Annotated in this window: 11 protein-coding genes; 5 read left to right on the forward strand and 6 right to left on the reverse strand. The window is 70.6% G+C overall.

What is annotated here, in order from left to right; genetic code table 11:
- Positions 1-16 precede the first annotated feature (16 nt).
- Both ACIOJD_RS08060 and ACIOJD_RS08065 read right to left on the reverse strand, forming a co-directional pair.
- Positions 17-709, reverse strand: a complete 693-nt coding sequence (locus ACIOJD_RS08060) for a DNA-binding response regulator (protein WP_401909664.1) — start codon at positions 707-709, stop codon at positions 17-19.
- Positions 710-1171: 462 nt separating this feature from the next.
- Positions 1172-1633, reverse strand: a complete 462-nt coding sequence (locus ACIOJD_RS08065) for an ATP-binding protein (RefSeq protein ID WP_401909667.1) — start codon at positions 1631-1633, stop codon at positions 1172-1174.
- Positions 1634-2035: 402 nt separating this feature from the next.
- Between ACIOJD_RS08065 and ACIOJD_RS08070 the strand changes: the two genes are divergently transcribed.
- The 3 genes from ACIOJD_RS08070 to ACIOJD_RS08080 all read left to right on the forward strand — a co-directional run bounded on the left by ACIOJD_RS08070 (position 2036) and on the right by ACIOJD_RS08080 (position 4065).
- On the forward strand, positions 2036-2896 hold the full coding sequence (locus tag ACIOJD_RS08070) for a helix-turn-helix domain-containing protein (RefSeq protein WP_401911624.1): 861 nt from the start codon (positions 2036-2038) through the stop codon (positions 2894-2896).
- Positions 2896-3129, forward strand: coding sequence for a DUF397 domain-containing protein (locus tag ACIOJD_RS08075; protein WP_401909669.1), 234 nt, complete (start codon positions 2896-2898; stop codon positions 3127-3129). The genes ACIOJD_RS08070 and ACIOJD_RS08075 overlap by 1 nt, the downstream gene beginning before the upstream one ends.
- A gap of 117 nt (positions 3130-3246) precedes the next feature.
- On the forward strand, positions 3247-4065 hold the full coding sequence (locus ACIOJD_RS08080) for an SAM-dependent methyltransferase (RefSeq protein WP_401909671.1): 819 nt from the start codon (positions 3247-3249) through the stop codon (positions 4063-4065).
- Positions 4066-4101: 36 nt separating this feature from the next.
- Here ACIOJD_RS08080 and ACIOJD_RS08085 read toward each other — a convergent pair whose 3' ends face one another.
- Positions 4102-5022 carry a phosphotransferase enzyme family protein gene (locus tag ACIOJD_RS08085; protein WP_401909673.1) on the reverse strand — a complete coding sequence of 307 codons (921 nt, stop codon included), beginning with the start codon at positions 5020-5022 and terminating at the stop codon, positions 4102-4104.
- A gap of 832 nt (positions 5023-5854) precedes the next feature.
- The gene (locus tag ACIOJD_RS08090; RefSeq protein WP_401909674.1) at positions 5855-9025 is read right to left on the reverse strand and encodes an AfsR/SARP family transcriptional regulator; all 3171 of its coding nucleotides are present in this window, start codon (positions 9023-9025) and stop codon (positions 5855-5857) included.
- Positions 9026-9318: 293 nt separating this feature from the next.
- On the opposite strand from ACIOJD_RS08090, the gene ACIOJD_RS08095 reads away from it, so the two are divergent.
- Positions 9319-10572, forward strand: coding sequence for a hypothetical protein (locus tag ACIOJD_RS08095; RefSeq protein WP_401909676.1), 1254 nt, complete (start codon positions 9319-9321; stop codon positions 10570-10572).
- 17 nt (positions 10573-10589) lie between these two features.
- Complete coding sequence (locus tag ACIOJD_RS08100) at positions 10590-11180, forward strand: transcriptional regulator (RefSeq protein ID WP_401909678.1); 591 nt, start codon at positions 10590-10592, stop codon at positions 11178-11180.
- Here ACIOJD_RS08100 and ACIOJD_RS08105 read toward each other — a convergent pair.
- Together ACIOJD_RS08105 and ACIOJD_RS08110 are read right to left on the reverse strand one after the other, a co-directional pair.
- Entirely contained in the window at positions 11093-13237 is a 2145-nt protein-coding gene (locus ACIOJD_RS08105) for a tetratricopeptide repeat protein (RefSeq protein WP_401909680.1), read from the reverse strand. The two genes, ACIOJD_RS08100 and ACIOJD_RS08105, sit on opposite strands and share 88 nt — an antisense overlap.
- 139 nt (positions 13238-13376) lie before the next feature.
- Positions 13377-16694 (reverse strand): right-handed parallel beta-helix repeat-containing protein, encoded by a 3318-nt coding sequence (locus tag ACIOJD_RS08110; protein ID WP_401909682.1) that lies wholly within the window; start codon positions 16692-16694, stop codon positions 13377-13379.
- Between the last annotated feature and the right edge of the window lie 177 nt (positions 16695-16871).

The following is a 16871-nucleotide window of genomic DNA, read 5'->3' on the forward strand; positions in this document are numbered from 1 at the left end:
CCGGGCCGGTCACGCATCAGACCCAGCCCCGACGAGCCGCTTCCGCGCCCGCCCGGAAGCGGCTCGTCGTGCCGAGTGCCGTGAGCAGGTCGCCCACCCGGCGGCTGTAGGTCCGGCTGGACATGCCCAATCGGGTGGCCGCCGTCTCGTCGGTGAGCCCGGCCAGCAGGGCCTCCAGGACCGGCCGCAGATGGCCCGGCAGGACTCCGGGTGTGGGGAGGGTGGCCGTGGGAAGGTCCTCGCCCGTCTCCCACCACATCTGGTGCGTACGGACCAGGGCCTGGACCACCACGGGATCACGGATCAGCAGCAGCCCGTGGTAGTGCAGTTGAAGATCGAGGGGGACGGCGGCGACCGCGCGGTCCACCAGGATCAGCTTGAACGGGATGGAGTCCGTCTGTCTCGCCCGGCCGGGGAGCTGCTGGGGCAACGGATACGTGAGCCCGGCCAGCCCGTGCCGGGGCACGATCCGGCGGACGGCGATCGTGGGCGGACGCGCCCGGCCTCTCCCGCCGGTGCCGGCGACCGTACCGGCGAGGGCGCTCGGGCCGGCGTCCTCCCAGGACGGCTCACCCGCGGCCCGTACACAGGCTCCCGCGAACTCCAGGAACTGCTCCGGGATGCACTGGCCCAGACAGCTTCCCGGATCGTCGAAGATGAGCAGCTCACGGCGCGCGGAGCGGACCAACGCGGTGAGCGTGGCCGTCACTTGCCGCACGCCTCGGATCGGCCGACCTGGCGGATGGTACGTGTCCAACACGTCCTCCCCTGCCACCCCCGCAGACAGCGTCGACCTGTTGAGCACAGAACCTGGAACATCCCCCACGGCTGACCACCCCCGCCATCCCCTCGGAGTCGTACGCCACTCCATGTACGCACATGATTGCGTACCGTGACAAGTGCCAGTTCAGAGAGTGGCGACTCCATGCCAGTGATCGGCAATCGGGTCTTCGGGTGCGAGAGGATGGGAAGGTGTTGGCCGCTCGCGATGTCACCGGCAGCCCCTGGCCGCCGCAGCGGTGCCGCCCCCGGCCACGGCCCTCGGCCGTCGGGGCGGTCCGTGCGGCGGACCAGGATCCGCCCGTCGCGTCCGCATCGTGACGGGTTCCGCCGACCGGCAGACCCCTGTACTGCCGGTCGGAGCCCGTCGTCCCGCATGCTGACGCGTGGCTCAGGTGCGGGGGAGCACCGCCCAGACGGTGCGCCCGACGCCGCCCGCTCGCGCCGTCACGCCCCACGCCTCGGACAGGCTGTCCACCAGGAGCAGTCCCCGCCCGCTCTCCGCGCGGGAGTCGGGGCGCCGGGGGCTGAGTGCCTCGTCCTGTGCCCCCTGGTCGTGCACATCGAGCCGTACGTGTTCGGGCGTGACCCGTACCTCGCAGCTGATCCGCGCGCTGGCCGTGTGCAGTACGGCATTGGTGAACAACTCGGAGATCAGCAGGACGGCCACGTCGCACAGGTCGTCGGGCACGCTCCGGTACCGGAGCTCGGCGCCCACCCGGTGTCTCGCCCTGGCGACGCAATCCTGACGGCTGGGAAGCGTGAACACGCCCTCGCGCGCGTGCCCGTGAGCGCGCGCCCCATGCCCGCGCGAGACGTGCATGTGTGAGTCGTGCACGTGTGCGTCGCGCATGTGTGAGTCGTGAGCATGCTCGTCGTGGGGGTGAGAGTCGCGCACATGCGCGTCGTGCTCGTGTGAGTCCTGTCCGTGCCCACGGAACCGGAGCCCGGAGGTGTTTCCCTCCGGCTGCCTGCGGAGGGAAGCGCACCAGGCTCCCCAGGGGTGATGGGCGCGCGCCTCTTGGCCCTGTCCGGCAGAGAGCGGCCGGACAGGGTCTAACTCCCCGGAGACCGACTGGCGTTGCGTGTGTGCACGGTGATCCGTGATATGAGCCACCCGTTCACTATGCGGGCTGACGCGCTCAGCTCGCAACCAACCGTTCTGATAATTTCAGAATGCTCACCATCTCCCTGGATGGAGCACCAACTACCTGTCAGACTTCGCGAGATGAGTCGACGTCAGGAGGCGGCACACGTGAGCGAGGCCCGTACGGGAACTGCCCCCACAGTCCTGCGAATCGTCCTCGGCAAGCGCCTCGCCGCGCTGCGCGAAAGTGCCGGGGTGACCCGTGAGGCGGCGGCCCAGGTTCTGGACGTGACCCCGCTGACCGTTCGGCGGATGGAGAATTCGGAAGTCAGCCTCAAGCTCCCGTATGTGCGGCTTCTCCTCCAGGCGTACGGAGTGGCCCAGACCGAGGCCGAGGAATTCATCGAGCTGGTCAAGGCCGCCAACCGGCCCGGCTGGTGGCACCGTTACCGCGACGCGTTGCCCAGCTGGTTCAGCGCCTACATCAGTCTTGAGGACGAGGCCAGTCTGATCAGGACGTACGAACCGCACTACATTCCCGGCCTCCTCCAGACCGAGGACTACGCGCGCGCGGTGCTGAAGGTGGGCGCCCACCGCAATGCCGAGGAACTGGAACGGCGGGTCGCGCTGCGGATCAAGCGCCAGCAACTGCTCGCCAAGCCGGACGCGCCGATTCTGTGGATTCTCATGGAGGAGGCGGTTCTGCTCAGACCGGTGGGCGGCGCGGAGGTCATGCGGAATCAGGTCGACCGGTTACTCGAGGCCACTGAGCTGCCGAATGTGACCTTGCAGATCATGCCGTTCTCGGTCGGCCCGCATCTCGGGGCATTCGGCCCCTTCCATCTCTTCCGGTTCGACATCCCCGAACTGCCGGACGTGGTCTACACCGAGAACCTGACCGGTGCGGTCTATATGGAACAGCGTCCCGACATCGCCGCCTACCTCGAAGTCCTCGACAACATGTCCGCCCGTGCGGCACCCGTTGACGGAACCAGAGCTTTTCTCCAGGGGATACGCAAGGAGCTCTAATGCGGGACATTTTCAATGGCATGCCCGCCGACGAACTGGGCGCCGACGGCTGGGAGAAGCCGTGGAGCGGTCCCAACGGGGGCAGTTGCGTCGAGACCAAGAGGCTGGACGGCGAGCACATCGCGCTCCGCCAGTCCACGGACCCGTCGGGGCCGAGCCTCATCTGCACGACAGCCGCCATGGCCGAGTTCATCGAGGGCGCGAAGGGCGGCCTCGCCGACTTCCTGCTGTAGCCGGCTTCCCGCCGTAGCGGCCGGGCGCCCCACCCGCCCGGCTCTCCCGCCTCCGCTCTCTCCACCCCCGCCCTCCACCCACTCGCCCCCCGCGACCTCAGAAACGGACGGACCAGCATGACGGACCTCGGCCTCCCGGCGGTCGACGACATCGACTCCACCAAGCCCCACCCCGCGCGTATGTACGACTACTACCTCGAGGGCAAGGACTACTACGAGGTCGACAAGGCGGCCGCCGCCAATGTCGAGTCGGTGTTCCCGACCGTCAAGATCACCGCGCGGACCAACCGGCTGTTCATGCACCGGGCCACCCGCTGGCTCGCCGAGGAGGCGGGCATACGCCAGTTCCTGGACATCGGTACGGGCATCCCCACCCGCCCCAACCTCCACCAGGTGGCCCAGGAGGCGGCCCCGGACTCCCGGGTCGTCTACGTCGACAACGACCCGATCGTCCTGCGCCACGCCGAGGCCCTGATGCGCAGCACGCCCGAGGGGCGCACCGCGTACATCCAGGCGGACGTCCGGGACCCGAAGGGCATCATCGGGTCGGAGCGGCTGCACCATACGATCGATGTGAACCGTCCTGTTGCCCTGTCCCTCAACGCGTTGCTGCACTTCGTTCCGGACGAGGACCAGCCGTACGAGACCGTGGCGTACCTCCTCGACGCCCTGCCCTCCGGCAGTTACCTGGTCCTCTCCCACTGCACTCCGGACTTCGCCCCGGACATGTGGGCGAAGGTCATAGACGTCTACCACCGAGGTGGCATACCCGCTCAGGTGCGGCCCCGGGACGAGGTCGTCCGCTTCTTCGACGGCCTGGAACTGGTCGAGCCGGGCGTCGTGGTGTCCCACAAGTGGCGTCCGGAGGGCGAGCCGCAGGACGGCCTCACCGACGCGGCGGTCTCCATCTACGCGGGGGTGGCCCGCAAGCCCTGAGGGACCGGGTCATACGACGCGGCCGGAGCGGCCGGGTCATCCGAAGGTCCCTCGTTCCAGCCGGTCCATGGTGCGCAGCCCCCGCGCCGTGACGTCGTGTTCGCCGTGGGCCGGTCCGTAGGCCAGGCAGCTCACGGCGTCGAGCGCCGCCAGGCACGGCAGCGCCTGGCGCTCCGCCTCGGTCAGCGGCCGGCCGTACCCCTGGAAGAACGCGGTGCGCAGGTCGTCGCGGTCCTGCCACGGCCCGCAGGCCAGCCGTACGAAATCCTGGACGGCGGGGGCGTACCGGGACCGTTCGAAGTCGATGACCGCGAGCCGGCCGGACCACAGGGCATTGCGCTCCTGGGCGTCGCCGTGGATATGGCCGGGTGTGAGCCGGTCGGTCAGCCTGAGCAGATGGCCGGCCGCGCGGCGGACGAGCGCGCGCCTGCCGTCGGTCAGCAGGTCACCGGCGCGCGCGAGGTGTTTCCCGGCATCGGCGGCCGTGCGCCCGATCGCCGCTTCGGCGTCCCGGCGGGCCCCGGCCGGCAGCTTCTCCGCGCCGTGCAGCCGCCGCAGCAGGGCGCCGAACTGGCGGTGTACGGAACGGTGTTCCGCGGGGGTGAGGGCCAGCCGCGACACGGGGGTCCCGGGCACGGCGGTCAGCAGCAGCGCCAGCCGGCGCGCATCGCTGTCCACGAGCCTCGGCGCGTGTCCGTACCCCAGGGCCGGTACGGCGGACTGGTACCCGAAGGTCTCGCGTTCGTAGAACGCGGGCGACGGTGACTGCTTCAGGAAGAAGTCCCGGCCACGGCTGTCGGTGACACCCCAGACGCGCGAACTCGCACGCGGGTGCGACGCGTCCCGCACGGAGGAGAGGGGCCCGACGACGCGCTCGGCCCACGCCCGCAGCGGCGACGGCAGGGCCTTGGCGTGAAGGGGGAGGGGAGCGGAGCCCCGGCTGTGCTCGAGGCTCATGCCCCCCACCTCGGTGACGGTCGTGATGACAGGTCCGCGAGGCGACGCGGGACGTCAACCCGGCGGGGGTTCGACGGGCGGGTCGTACCGGCGTTCTCGAACGCGGGATGTCCGGGGGCGACGCCAAGGGGAGCGGGGACAGGTCGCATGATTCCTCCGGTGGTTCACGGCGGTAGGGGCGGACGTCCGGACAACGCCCCTGATCAAGGGCTTGTAACGGGGGACGCCAGGGGAATCATAGAACAAATGTTCGAGATGAAGGCGGAGGTCGTGCCGGGTGGGCGTGGCCGGCCGTAATCGTGCGTTCGAATCACCCGTGAGGTGGATGGTCACCCGACCGGGGGATCGCGCGGGGCGGTGAGGTGAGGGTACGGGACCGGGCCGGCGGTACGGTCCCGTATGCGGGAAGAGCTCCTCCGGGGCCCGGGGCCCGGGGCCCGGGGAGCCGGGGCCCGGAGGAGCCGGGGAGCCGGGCCGCGAGGGCGACGGCGGCGTCAGCACCACGCGTCACTGGGGAACCATGCAACTGGCTCTGGGCGTCAGCGAGTTCAGGGAGGTAACCAGGTCGCCGTTCATGATCCGTATCGGTTACCGTTTCCTGCCAGCAGGAACGATTCTTGCTGCTGAGCCGTACCATGCCTACGTATAGGAGAACAGTGAGTAGTCCCGCCTGCGCATCCGCCACCGCCGCCGGAGCGGTCACCACGACGGATGGCACCGGTGTGCTGGAGAACGTTGAGCAGTGGATGTGGGTGGCCGGGTTGTAGCGACGGCGTGAGCGTCCGAGTCGGCGTGTGATCCGGAAAAGCCGGCTTCTGGTCTCAGAAGCCGGTCACGCCGTGGCCCGCAGGAGGCGCCGCAGGCCCTCCGCCTCCGCATCCGCTTCAAGGCTCCGGTAGAGAGCGATCGCCTCTCTCCCGTACTGCCGGGCCAGTTCAATTCGGTGCGAGAACAGGGTGGTTCGCGCGAGTCCCGCGAGCGCGTGTGCGCAACCCAGTGGGAATTCGATGCTCCGAGCCACGTCAAGCGCCTGCTCATAAACTCTCAGCGCGATGTCGAACCGTCCCGAATCGCGCTGGACATCGGCCACCCCGATCAGCGCGCGCTGACGTTCGTACGGATTGTCGATACCGCGGGCCACTTTCTCCGCCAGGTTGAAATGGAGCAGGGCCTTGTCTCTTCGCTGGGTCTCCGCGTATGCCGTGCCCATGTTGATCAGCACATTCGCCTCGCCGAGGGTGTCGCCGCCGGCCCGGTGACTGTCGAGAGCCCGCTGGAAGCAGGCCAGTGCCAGTGCGGTCTGCCCGGTCGCCTGATGGAGCGCCCCCAGGTTGGTCTCCAGAATCGCCAGTTGTTGCCTGCCGCCGCGCCGCCGCATCAGCACCAGCGAGCGCTCGTAGCAGTCGCGGGCGTCCGCGTCACGTCCCTGAAGGGCATGCAACTCGCCCTCGTTGTTGAGGGCTTGAGCGACCCCGTACAGGTCGTTCATCTCCTCGTAGATGTCGTGCATGGCCCGGACCTTGCGGATCGCCTCGTTGTACTGGCCGGCCCGGGACAGCACCATGCCCTGGAGGTTGAGACACTCGGCCTCGCCGTGCCGGTCGTGAACCACCCGGTACAGCCCGAGCGACTGGTCCACGAGGCGCAGGCCCGTGTCGTGCTGGCCCGCCGCCAGGTGGGCGCGGCCCGATTGGAACAGGGCGTCGGCGCAGCCGTGCGGGTCGTCGAGATCCCGGAAGAGGGACAGGGCCTCCGTCGCACAGCGCAGGGCCTCGTCGTGACCCTTCTGTGCCAGCACGTCCGCGCGTTCCATCAGGGTCCGTGCGAGAGCCGCTCGGTCGCCGTTCGCGCGCAGGGCGGGCACGGCGGCTCTGTAGAGCTCGGCCGCGATGTCCCATGTTCCCCATGTCTTGAGCGACTTGGCCAGTACGTGCGGGAACAGTGCGGCGTAGTCCGGTCGCTCGGCAGCCGCCGTACGCGCGACCGCCAGGATGTTGGCGCGTTCCACGGTGAGCCACACCGACGCCTCGTCCGGGTCGGCGAGTTCGATCGCGTGCGGAGAGATCCGTTCGGGGGGCAGAGGAAGTGCCCGACGGTTCGGATTCGCGAGGCGGTCGGCACGGTGAGCGGTAGTCAGGTGGTAGGCGAGGAGCCGGTCGACCGCCTCCTGACGGGTGGGCTCCGGCTCGGTCCGGAAACAGATCTGGAGGCCGAAAGCGCGGGCGAGGTCGTGGAGGCGATAGCGGTCGCGTACGGGCTCTTCGAGCAGGTGGCAGTCCAGCAGTTCTTCCAGGCTTCTGCGGACCTGTACGGAGCCGGACCTGGCTTTCGTGCCGGAATTCGTCCCCGTCTCCGGTCCGGCGAGTGCGGTTGCCGCCCGGAGGGTGATGTCAGGGCCCGGATGCAGCGCCACACGGCGGAACAATGTCTGCGCCGGAGTGCTCAGTTCGGCGTACGTGAGCCGGAAGGCCGAGGTGACGGCCGCGTCGAACTCGTCGAGTGGGTCCGCCGCCTGGGTCAGCCGGTCGAGCAGATGGCGCAGGTCCCAGGAGTCCCGGTGGCGGTAGTGGCTCGCCGTCATCTGAAGAGCGAGCGGATGGCAACCACACGCGTCCACGACCTGGCCCAGGGCTTCGGAGTCCGGGGCCAGCCGAGCGGCGCCGGCGACCCGGGTGAACAGCGTGGCCGCCTCCGCCCCCGACAGGACGTCCACGAAGAGCGGCGTGGCGCCTTCCAGCCCGGCCAGTCGGTTCCGGCTGGTCACGATCGCCCGGCAGGTGGGAGTACCCGGCAGCAGGGGACTGGCCTGTGCGGCGTCCTTGGCGTTGTCGAGTACCACGAGCGCACGGTGGCGGGCGGTCCACTCCCGCCATCTGGCGACACGTTCGTCCAGCGAGGCCGGCAGCTCCCCGGATGAACCCGTGGCCCGGAGGAGGACCGCGAGCGCCTCGGCCGGTTCATGGGGTGGGTGGCCACTGTAGGCGTGCAAATCCACGTAGAACGCGCCATCCGGGTAGGAAGCGCTCAACTGATGTGCGGCGTGGACGGCCAGCGCGGTCTTGCCGACGCCCGGCATGCCGTGAATCACGGTGAGCGGCAGGGCTTTTGCCCCACTGTCGTCCGATTCAGGGCTGGAGAGCAGAATGCGCAGTTCGCCCGTGCGCCCGGTGAAATCCCGGGTGTCTCTGGGGAGGTTGTTGCGAGCGCCCGGTGAAGCCGCCGACGCGACGGCGCCCGAGTGTGTCTCCATGAGCGTACGGTCCTGGTCGAGAATGCGCCGATGCAGTTCCTGGAGTTCCGCCCGGGGCTCGATGCCCTGCTCCTCATGGAGGCGCCGATGTGTGGTCCGGTACAGGGTGAGAGCCTCGTCGTGCCGCCCGGAGCGGTACAGAGCCAGCATCAGTGAGGCGACCACCTTCTGGGCGAGCGGATTCTGCGACGCCATTTCCCGCAGCTCACCGATGAGATCCGCGTGCCGCCCCAACTCCAGCTCAAGGCGGATCCGTTCCTCCCGTACCCGGCGGTGGTCCTCGATCAGCCGGGCGCGCGCCGATACGGTCCAGCTCCCGGTGAACTCGGCCAGCGGCTCACCTCGCCAGAGGCCTTCGGCGGTGTGCAGCAGGCTGATGGCCGCCTCCCGCTCCCCTCTTGCTGCGGCCGCTGTACCGGCCTTCCGCAACCGCTGGAACCGCAGCAGATCGATGTCCTCCGGATCCGCGAGAAGCCGGTAGAGGCGGGGGGAGGGCCGGTCTATCCCGGCCAGGTCACCGACCGCGTGATGCAACCGTCGCCGCAGCCTCGACAGGTAAGTCTGCATGGTGCCCACGGCTGTTGGCGGAAGGTCGCCGTCCCAGACACGGTCCATCAGCGTGTCCACGGTGACCGGCTCGCCCCGGGCGTGGACCAGAACGGCCAGCACGCAGCGCTGTTTCACCGAGCCGAGCGCGTGCCGCTGCTGCTCATGCCACAACTCAAGGGATCCCAGAGCAAGAAGTTCCACCATCGCCCCCGATAGGTGTGCTTCTTTCCTGCCGCCTCCGGCAGCGCCTGAATATTTCTATGGCATTCGTCCCATTCTTTCCGCGGGGCCAGGAGTAGCAGAGAACGGCGCACAGGAGCGCGGCGGGCGCACACCCTCCCCCGGTCGCCCATCGCCAGGACCGCTGTCCGGGGAATGCAGGATTCCTGCAAGCCGACCGTCCAACCCCCCGGGGAACTCTGGTACGTGGCCGCGCCGGATCGTCGCGGCAGAGCGGACCGATCACTGGACTTGAGAAGAACCGGGGGATTGATCTGATGAGTGTGACAGCGCCGGAAACCCAGTGGCGTCATGTGCCGGTGCGCCTTGACGTCGAGCGCTGGGCCACCCGCCGTATCCGTAGGAGGGTCCTGGCCGTCGTGCACACGGTGGTCTCGGGGCAGCGGCTGCTCGAGGCCGTACGACTGCTGGCGGGCGACTCGCAGGTGCAGGTGTTCTTCACCTCGGCGCCCGATGTCTTCAGCAATGGCGTCGCCACCTTTCTCGACCAGCTCAAAGGGCTGGTCCTGCCATGGAGCCAGGCGGTGCAGACGGAGTTCGACCTCGCGCTGGCCGCGAGCCACGGCGGCCTCCACGAACTTCACGCCCCCGTGATCGTGCTTCCGCACGGTGCCGGGCACAACAAGATCACCCCAGGTGGTCGGCGCGGGCGGCTGGTGGCGGAACGGGGTGTGTACGGGCTCAGCAGGCAACGGCTCGTCAGGGACGGCACGGTGGTGCCCGAGGCGATCGTCCTGGCGCACCACGAAGAGCTGACCCGCCTCGGCCGCGAGTGCCCCGAAGCCCTGCCGGCCGCGGAAGTGGTCGGCGACCCGTGCTTCGACCGCATCACGGCGAGCCTGCCGTCGCGGGCGCTGTACCGCGAGGCTCTGCGCACCAGGGCCCGGCAGCGGTTGGTCCTCGCCTGTTCGACCTGGGGCTCCGACTCGCTGCTGGGACGGAACTGGGAGTTGCTGGAGCGACTGGTCCACGAACTGCCCCGGGACGAGTACCGCGTGGCCGCGCTGCTCCACCCGCACGTCTGGAACGCCCACGGCGAGTGGCAGATCCGCAGCTGGCTGGCGGAGCTGGAGCGCGCGGGGCTCACCCTGATCAGTCAGTACGGCGACTGGGTCGGGGCGCTCGTCGCCGCGGATTACATCGTGGGTGACCATGGCTCCGTCTCGCTCTACGGCGTCATGACCGGCGCCCCCGTACTGATGGCCGGCCTCCCCGAGGCGGAGGTGGACCCCGGCTCCCCCCTGGCGGAGCTGCGTCGCTTCGCACCCCGGTTGCGCGGGGACCGGCCCCTGCGCCCGCAGCTCAGCCGCAGCTCCACGGCGTACGACGCGCTGCGTCACGAACGCGTCGCGGCCCGGATCACCTCCGAGCCGGGGCAGTTCGCCCGCAAGATGCGCGCGCTGATCTACCGGAAGCTCCGCCTGCGGGCACCCGCGATACGACAGACGGTGGAGCCGGCGCGCCTGCCGCTCACGGTGCGCCACGACGAGCCCGGCAGCGCAGCGCTGTGACGGCGCCGAGTGTCGTCGTGTCCGAGGCAGCCGTGTCCGAGGCGACCGACTACGACGTGGCCATGTCCGAGGCGGTCGAGTTCGGCGCGGTGGCGCCCGGCTCGGCAGTCCCCGGCTCGGCAGTCCCCGGCTCGGCCGGGGTGCGAGGGCCGGTTCTCCGGGTCCGGGTCGCGCTGGTACGGCTGGACTCCGGCGCCCCGGTCGTGGACGAGCATCTGCGTGTCGATCTCCCCGCGCCGGGCCGGTGGGCCCAGCTCGCCGACGTACTGCTGGGGGAGGGCGAAGGAGCCGAGAGCGCCGCGCAGTTGGCGGCGTGCCATCCGGGCGCCCTGGTGGTGGCGGTGCATCGTGGCCCCGACTGCTGGATGCGTTTCGGTGCCGACGGCCCGACACTGACGCTGCGAGCCCGGCGGGCCCCGGCGCCTGGCTGGGGGATCTGGGCCTCGCTGGCCCACACCTGCCTGGTGGCCGGGCTGCCGGCCGAGGCACTGGGATCGGCGTCGGTGCGGCTGCGGCGGGCTCAGGCCGTGGCATCGCCCTCCAGCTGTTCGACCCGGAGTCGTACGCCCTGGGCGTCGGCCGATTCCGACCGGCCCGCCGCGGAGTAGAGATCCAGCGCCTCCCGGTAGAGATTCCGGGCGCGGCCCGGCTCCCCGCGCCGCTCGGAGAGCACGGCCAGGCTCTCCACGGCGCGGGCTGTCTCGAAGTCGGCGGCTACGCCGCGCAATGTGGCCAGCGCGCCCGAGAGCAGCTCCGCTGCCCGGTCGAACAGACCGCGGTCGAGGAACGCGCGGCCCAGCAGAGTGGCCGCGCGGGCGGCGTTGTACGTGTCGCCCGCGTCCGCGAGGACGCGGCGGGCGGCGTCCGCGTCGGCGATCGCCTCCTCGGGCAGTCCTCGGGTGAGGGCGACATCGGCCAGGTTGAGCCGGGCCAGTCCGCCGGCCCGTGCGTCGCCGCACCGGGGTAACTCCGCGGCGGCGCGCGAGAAGAACTCGGCCGCCCGGTCCAGGCGGCCGAGTCTCTGGTGGGCCAGTCCCCGGTAGTTGAGCGTGCGGGCATGGCCAAGAACGTCACCGCCGCTCCGGAAGATCCCGGCCGCCTGCTCGAACATCTCCAGGGCGGCCTCGTGATTCCCCGATCCGAGTTCACCCACCCCACCCGACGTGAGCATGCGGCATTCGGCCACGGTGTCGCCCAACTCCCTCGCGGCGACGAGCCCTTCCGCGTGGGCGGCGCGCCAGTGCTCGTAGAACTTGCGCCGTAGGAAGAGGGGCCACAGAGCGTCCGCGAGCTGCCAGCCGACCGTCGGAAAGCCCGCGGAGCGGGCCCGGCGGATGACGGCCATCAGATTGGGCAGCTCACGCTCCAGCCAGTTCAGCGCGTCCTCGGCGTCATCGCCGAGATCCGTCGTGAACAGTGGTCCCTTGCCGTAGTCGCGGGAGAGCGTGCGGTGTTGAGGATCGATGATCTCCTCGGCGCGGGTGGCTGTCGCGAGGTAGTGGTCGGCGATGCGGCGCAGCGTCGCCGCGCGGTCCTCGGCGGAGTCGTCCTGTGCCGCCCTCGCGGCGGCGTGCAGCCGTACGAGATCGTGGAAGCGGTAGCGCTCCTCCCCGATGTCGATGAGCAGATTCGCGTCATGCAGGGTGTCGAGCGGCTCCGTCGCGTCCCCGGCCAGCGCGGCCGAGGCCGCCACGCCGTCGAACTCCCGGCCCGGGTGCAGCCCCAGCAGCCGGTAGAGCCGGGCGGCCCCCGGCGGCAGCCCGTGGTACGAGAGATCCAGCGCCGCCCGTACGTTGTGATCGCCGTCGATGGCCAACGCCTCCAGCCGGTCGTGTTCCTCGGTGAGCGCGCGCACCATCGTGGTGATACGGCGTCGGGGGCGGGCCGCGAGCCGGGCCCCGGCGACGCGGACCGCCAGCGGCAGGCCGGCGCAGAGCTCCACCAGGGCGCGTGCCTCGTCCGGCTGTGTGGCCACCCGGTCGTCACCGAGGGTCGCCGCCAGCAACTCGACCGCGGCCTCGGTGCCGAGGGGCTCCAGATGTACCGCGTAGCAGCCGTCGACGGTCAGGCCCGGAATCCGCCATCGGCTTGTCACCGCGGTCACGCTCCGGCCTCCCGGCAGCAGCGGCCGGACCTGGGCCGCGGTGGTGACATCGTCGAGCAGCACGACGATCCGCCGGTCCGCGGTCAACGAGCGGTACAGCGCTGTCTGTTCGGCGAGTGTCGCGGGCACCTGTGCGGCCGGCACCCCCAGCACCCGCAGGAAGCCGTTCATCACCTCGCCGGGCGTCGTCGGCCCGTTCGAGGCCTGACCGCCCAGGTCCGCGTACAACTGACCACCGGGAAAGTGCGGGCGCAGCGAGTGCAGCCAGGCCAGCGCGACAGCGGTCTTGCCGACCCCGCCCAGACCGCTGACCGCCGTCAGTGTGGGGTGGCCCGCCCGTTCGGCGCGGGTTCGGTGACGCTCCAGCGCGTCCAGCTCCGCCGAGCGGTCGGTGATGGGCACCGACGGCGGGAGCTGCCAGGGCACTTGGGGTGCCCTGGCAGCTCCCGAGGCCACCCCGGCGCCGATGTGGATGCCGCCGTACACCGCCCCGGCCTGCACAGCGGCGCCGTGCACCGTACCGCTCAGTTCGTTGTGGTCTCCACGCTCATGCCCCCGCACCCGTCCCCCTCCGACCGCGTGACTACCGCCCGTGGGAGGAATCCTTTCCGTGCACGCAATCGATATCCGCCGCGCGAGGGGTGATCTGGCTCTCCGGCCCCGCGGTGACGGCCGGGGGCCCAGGGCCCCCGGCCGCCTCTCAGCCGGTGCGCGGTGAGGCGGGGACGGGCAGCGGAGGGAGGTCTGCCGGGAGCAGCAGGCGCAGGTCGTCCAGGTCCGGCGCGGGCAGGGCGCCGATGCGGCCCGCCTGCCTTGTCATCATGGTCTCCAGCAGCTGGCGGGCCGTGCGGGCGTTGCCGAAGGAACGGTCGCGCGGCAGGGCGTCCACATAGGTGTGCAGCGCCTTGAGGGTTTCCGGGGCGGAGTCGTACCCATAGCCCGAGGCGTGCTTGGTCAGGATCTCGATCAGCTCGTCCGTGGTGTAGTTCTCGAACTCGACCGAGCGGGAGAACCGCGAGGCCAGGCCCGGGTTGGAGGACAGGAAGCGCTGCATCTCCTCCGTATAGCCCGCGGCGATGACCACGACCTCGTCGCGGTGGTCCTCCATCAGTTTGAGCAGGGTGTCGACGGCCTCGCGGCCGAAGTCGGAGGACGAGCCCTCGGGCGTCAGGGTGTACGCCTCGTCGACGAACAGCACACCGCCTATGGCCCGTTCGAAGGCTTCCTTGGTGTTCTGCGCGGTGTGGCCCACGTAGCGGCCCACCAGGTCGGCGCGTGCGACCTCGACGAGCTGGCCCTTGGGCAGGACGCCGAGGGAGCGCAGCAGGTCCGCGTAGAGCCGGGCGACGGTGGTCTTTCCGGTGCCGGGCGGGCCGGAGAAGATCAGGTGCTGGCTGATCTTCGGGGTGGGCAGGCCGGCGGCCTCGCGCTGTCTGGTGGCGGTGAGCAGGTTGACCAGGGCGGTCACCTCGTTCTTGACGGCCGCCAGGCCGACCATGGCGTCCAGCTCGGCGAGCAACTGCCCCGAGTCCGGGCCGGAGTCCGCGCCGGTGGCGGTGTCCGGTGTCACGTCCTCGGGCAGCAGGAGCGTCAGGTCGCTCTCCGCCGGGTCCTTCATGGAGCTGAGCCGGAAGGCCTGCCGGTCCACCATCTCCTCGAACACCCGGCGGGCCGCACGGCCATTGCCGAAGGTGGCGTCGCGCGGCATCAGTTCGTAGTGCCGGGCGAGGGCGTCCAGGGTCCGCGGGTCCAGCTCGTACCGGTGGGCCCCGCACATGCTCTCGGTGATCGTCACCAGCTCGTCGACCGAGTAGTTGGCGAACTCGATGGTGCGGGTGAACCGGGAGGCCAGGCCCGGGTTGGAGGAGAGGAAGGTGCCCATCTCGTCCGTGTAGCCCGCGGCGATGACGACGACGTCGTCGCGGTGGTCCTCCATCAGTTTGAGCAGGGTGTCGACGGCCTCGCGGCCGAAGTCCGCGCCGGAGCCCTTGCCGTCGGACAGCAGGGTGTACGCCTCGTCGACGAACAGCACACCGCCGAGGGCGTCGTTGAACGCCTCGGTGGTCTTGATGGCCGTACCACCGATGATCTGCGCGACGAGGTCGGCCCGGGACACCTCCACCAGATGTCCGGAACGCAGCACTCCCAGCTCCGCCAGGATGCCTCCGTACAGCCGGGCGACGGTGGTCTTGCCGGTACCGGGCGGGCCGGAGAAGACCAGGTGGCGGCTCATCGGCGGGACCGGCATGCCGAGCTGGGCCCGGCGCTGGGCGAGCTGGTTGAGGTTGACGAGGGTACGGACCTGGTGCTTGACGTCGGCGAGGCCGACCAGCGACTCCAGCTCCTCCAGCGGGCCTTCGGGGACCTTGGCCTTCTCGCCGTCCGCCCCTCCCGCCCCGCCCGCCTCGATCGTGTCGCCCCACGCGTCCGGTGTGACGTTGCCCGCGCTGTTCAGGTCCTCCACCGTGAGCCGCTCGCTCGCGCGGGACTGCCGCAGGCCCGCGCCGCGGTTGTCCCGGACCGAGCAGCCGACGACGGAGACCGTCTCGGTGCTGTCGATCCGGATGCCGTCGCCGAGACAGCCGGTGATCTGGCAGGCGTTGAGGGCGGCGCGGGCGCCGTTCGACAGCAGGATGCCGTGGGCGCCCGAGTCCATGATGTGGGCGCGGACCACGGACAGTTCGCCGCCGTTCTCCACGGCGATGGCGGACGCCGAACTGTTCTCGATCCGGCAGTCCCGGACGGTGCCGAGACCCTCAGCGCCGACGGAGACCGAGACCTCGGCCGCCGCGAGCATGACCGTGTCGCGGACCTCGGGGTTGCCGCCCGAGGCGATACGGAGCGCGGTGGCGCCCGCTTTCTCGATCTCGCAGTGCTCCAGCCGGCCGCGCCCGTCCTCGATCACCTCCACGCCGTGTCCGCCCGGAGAGGTGATCCGCGCGCGGCGCACCAGCGGATTGGCGCCGGTGCGTATCCGGATCGCGGTGGCGGCCGCGTCCGTGACCACCAGCCCGTCGAACTCCGGCGCGGACTCCTCCTCCAGCAGGACGGCGGCGGTCTTGTCGGCGCAGTCCCGCACCACCGTGCCGGTGAGGCTGGGCGCGCTGGAGCCGATCACCCGGATCGCGGGCTCGGCCGCGGAGTCGAACTCGCAGTCCTGGAAGGTGCCCCGGGAGCGCTCGGTGACGGCGAGACCGCTGCCCTTGGTACGTGAGGTGCGGCAGCCCAGCAGCTCGGGATCGGCGTTCGAGGCGAGCATGAAGCCGGGGCCCGTGGTGTTCGTGACCGTCACGTACTCCAGGGACGGGCGGGAGCCGCTCGTGATGTAGACACCGACCGCGCTGCCCCGGACCGTGGTGCGCACGACGCGGGTGCTGCTCCGGCCCTCCAGGGCGACGGCGGGCTTGTCCGTGCCGGAGATCTCGCAGTCCTCCACCAGCCCCTGCGACTCGCCGCTGGCCAGCACGCCGTTGGCGCGGGCGTCGCGCAACCGGCAGCCGCGCACGGTCGTACGGGCCTGCTCGCCCATGACGACGGCGGAGGTGCCGAAATTCTCCAGGACGGAATCGGCCACGGTGCTGCCGGTGGGCGCGGAGTCCACGACTCCGGCGCCGTCCGGATTGCTGACCCGGCAGTCCCGCATGGCCACGGAGCCGGTGTCCCGGGCGATCACGGCCGTCCAGCCCGAGCCCACGACCGTGCAGCCGTCCATGGCGACCTGGCCGCGCGGGGAGTCCACCACCGGCAGGTCCTCGCTGCCACCGCGCAGCGTCAGGTCGGTGAGCATCACGGCGTCGGCGACCAGGAGGATCGCGGTGCCCCGGCGCGGGCAGATCTCCACGCTGCCCCGCTCGCCCTCGGCGGCGATGGTGACGCGGGTTTTGACCGTGAGGTTCTCGGGGTAACGGCCGGGACGGACCCGGATCACCGCACCGGTACGCGCCTGAGCCAGAGCCTCACCGATCGTCCGGAAGCTCTCCGGTTGTTCCGGGCAGACCGTGAGCAACTGCCGTGACACGCTCGAACCTCCTCGTTGTGGTGCCGCTGCCGCCGGTCTTCCCCGCCCGGGGCGGAACGGGGAGAGGATCTTCGTACGGCTGTGCGCACGCGTGAAGGCTACGGGAACGAGGCTGAGATCTTCCAGGCGAGAGGGAGGAGTTCACGTTGTCGGCCCGGCGGCCGCGGGTGGGGCGCC

The organism is Streptomyces sp. NPDC088116, from assembly GCF_044741745.1.
Classification (GTDB): Bacteria; Actinomycetota; Actinomycetes; order Streptomycetales; family Streptomycetaceae; genus Streptomyces.

Coding starts and splice junctions, on each gene's coding strand:
- ACIOJD_RS08065 (WP_401909667.1), bottom strand. CDS start 1,633: ATGCGCGACGCACACGTGCACGACTCACACATGCACGTCTCGCGCGGG.
- ACIOJD_RS08075 (WP_401909669.1), top strand. CDS start 2,896: ATGCGGGACATTTTCAATGGCATGCCCGCCGACGAACTGGGCGCCGAC.
- ACIOJD_RS08080 (WP_401909671.1), top strand. CDS start 3,247: ATGACGGACCTCGGCCTCCCGGCGGTCGACGACATCGACTCCACCAAG.
- ACIOJD_RS08085 (WP_401909673.1), bottom strand. CDS start 5,022: ATGAGCCTCGAGCACAGCCGGGGCTCCGCTCCCCTCCCCCTTCACGCC.
- ACIOJD_RS08090 (WP_401909674.1), bottom strand. CDS start 9,025: ATGGTGGAACTTCTTGCTCTGGGATCCCTTGAGTTGTGGCATGAGCAG.
- ACIOJD_RS08095 (WP_401909676.1), top strand. CDS start 9,319: ATGAGTGTGACAGCGCCGGAAACCCAGTGGCGTCATGTGCCGGTGCGC.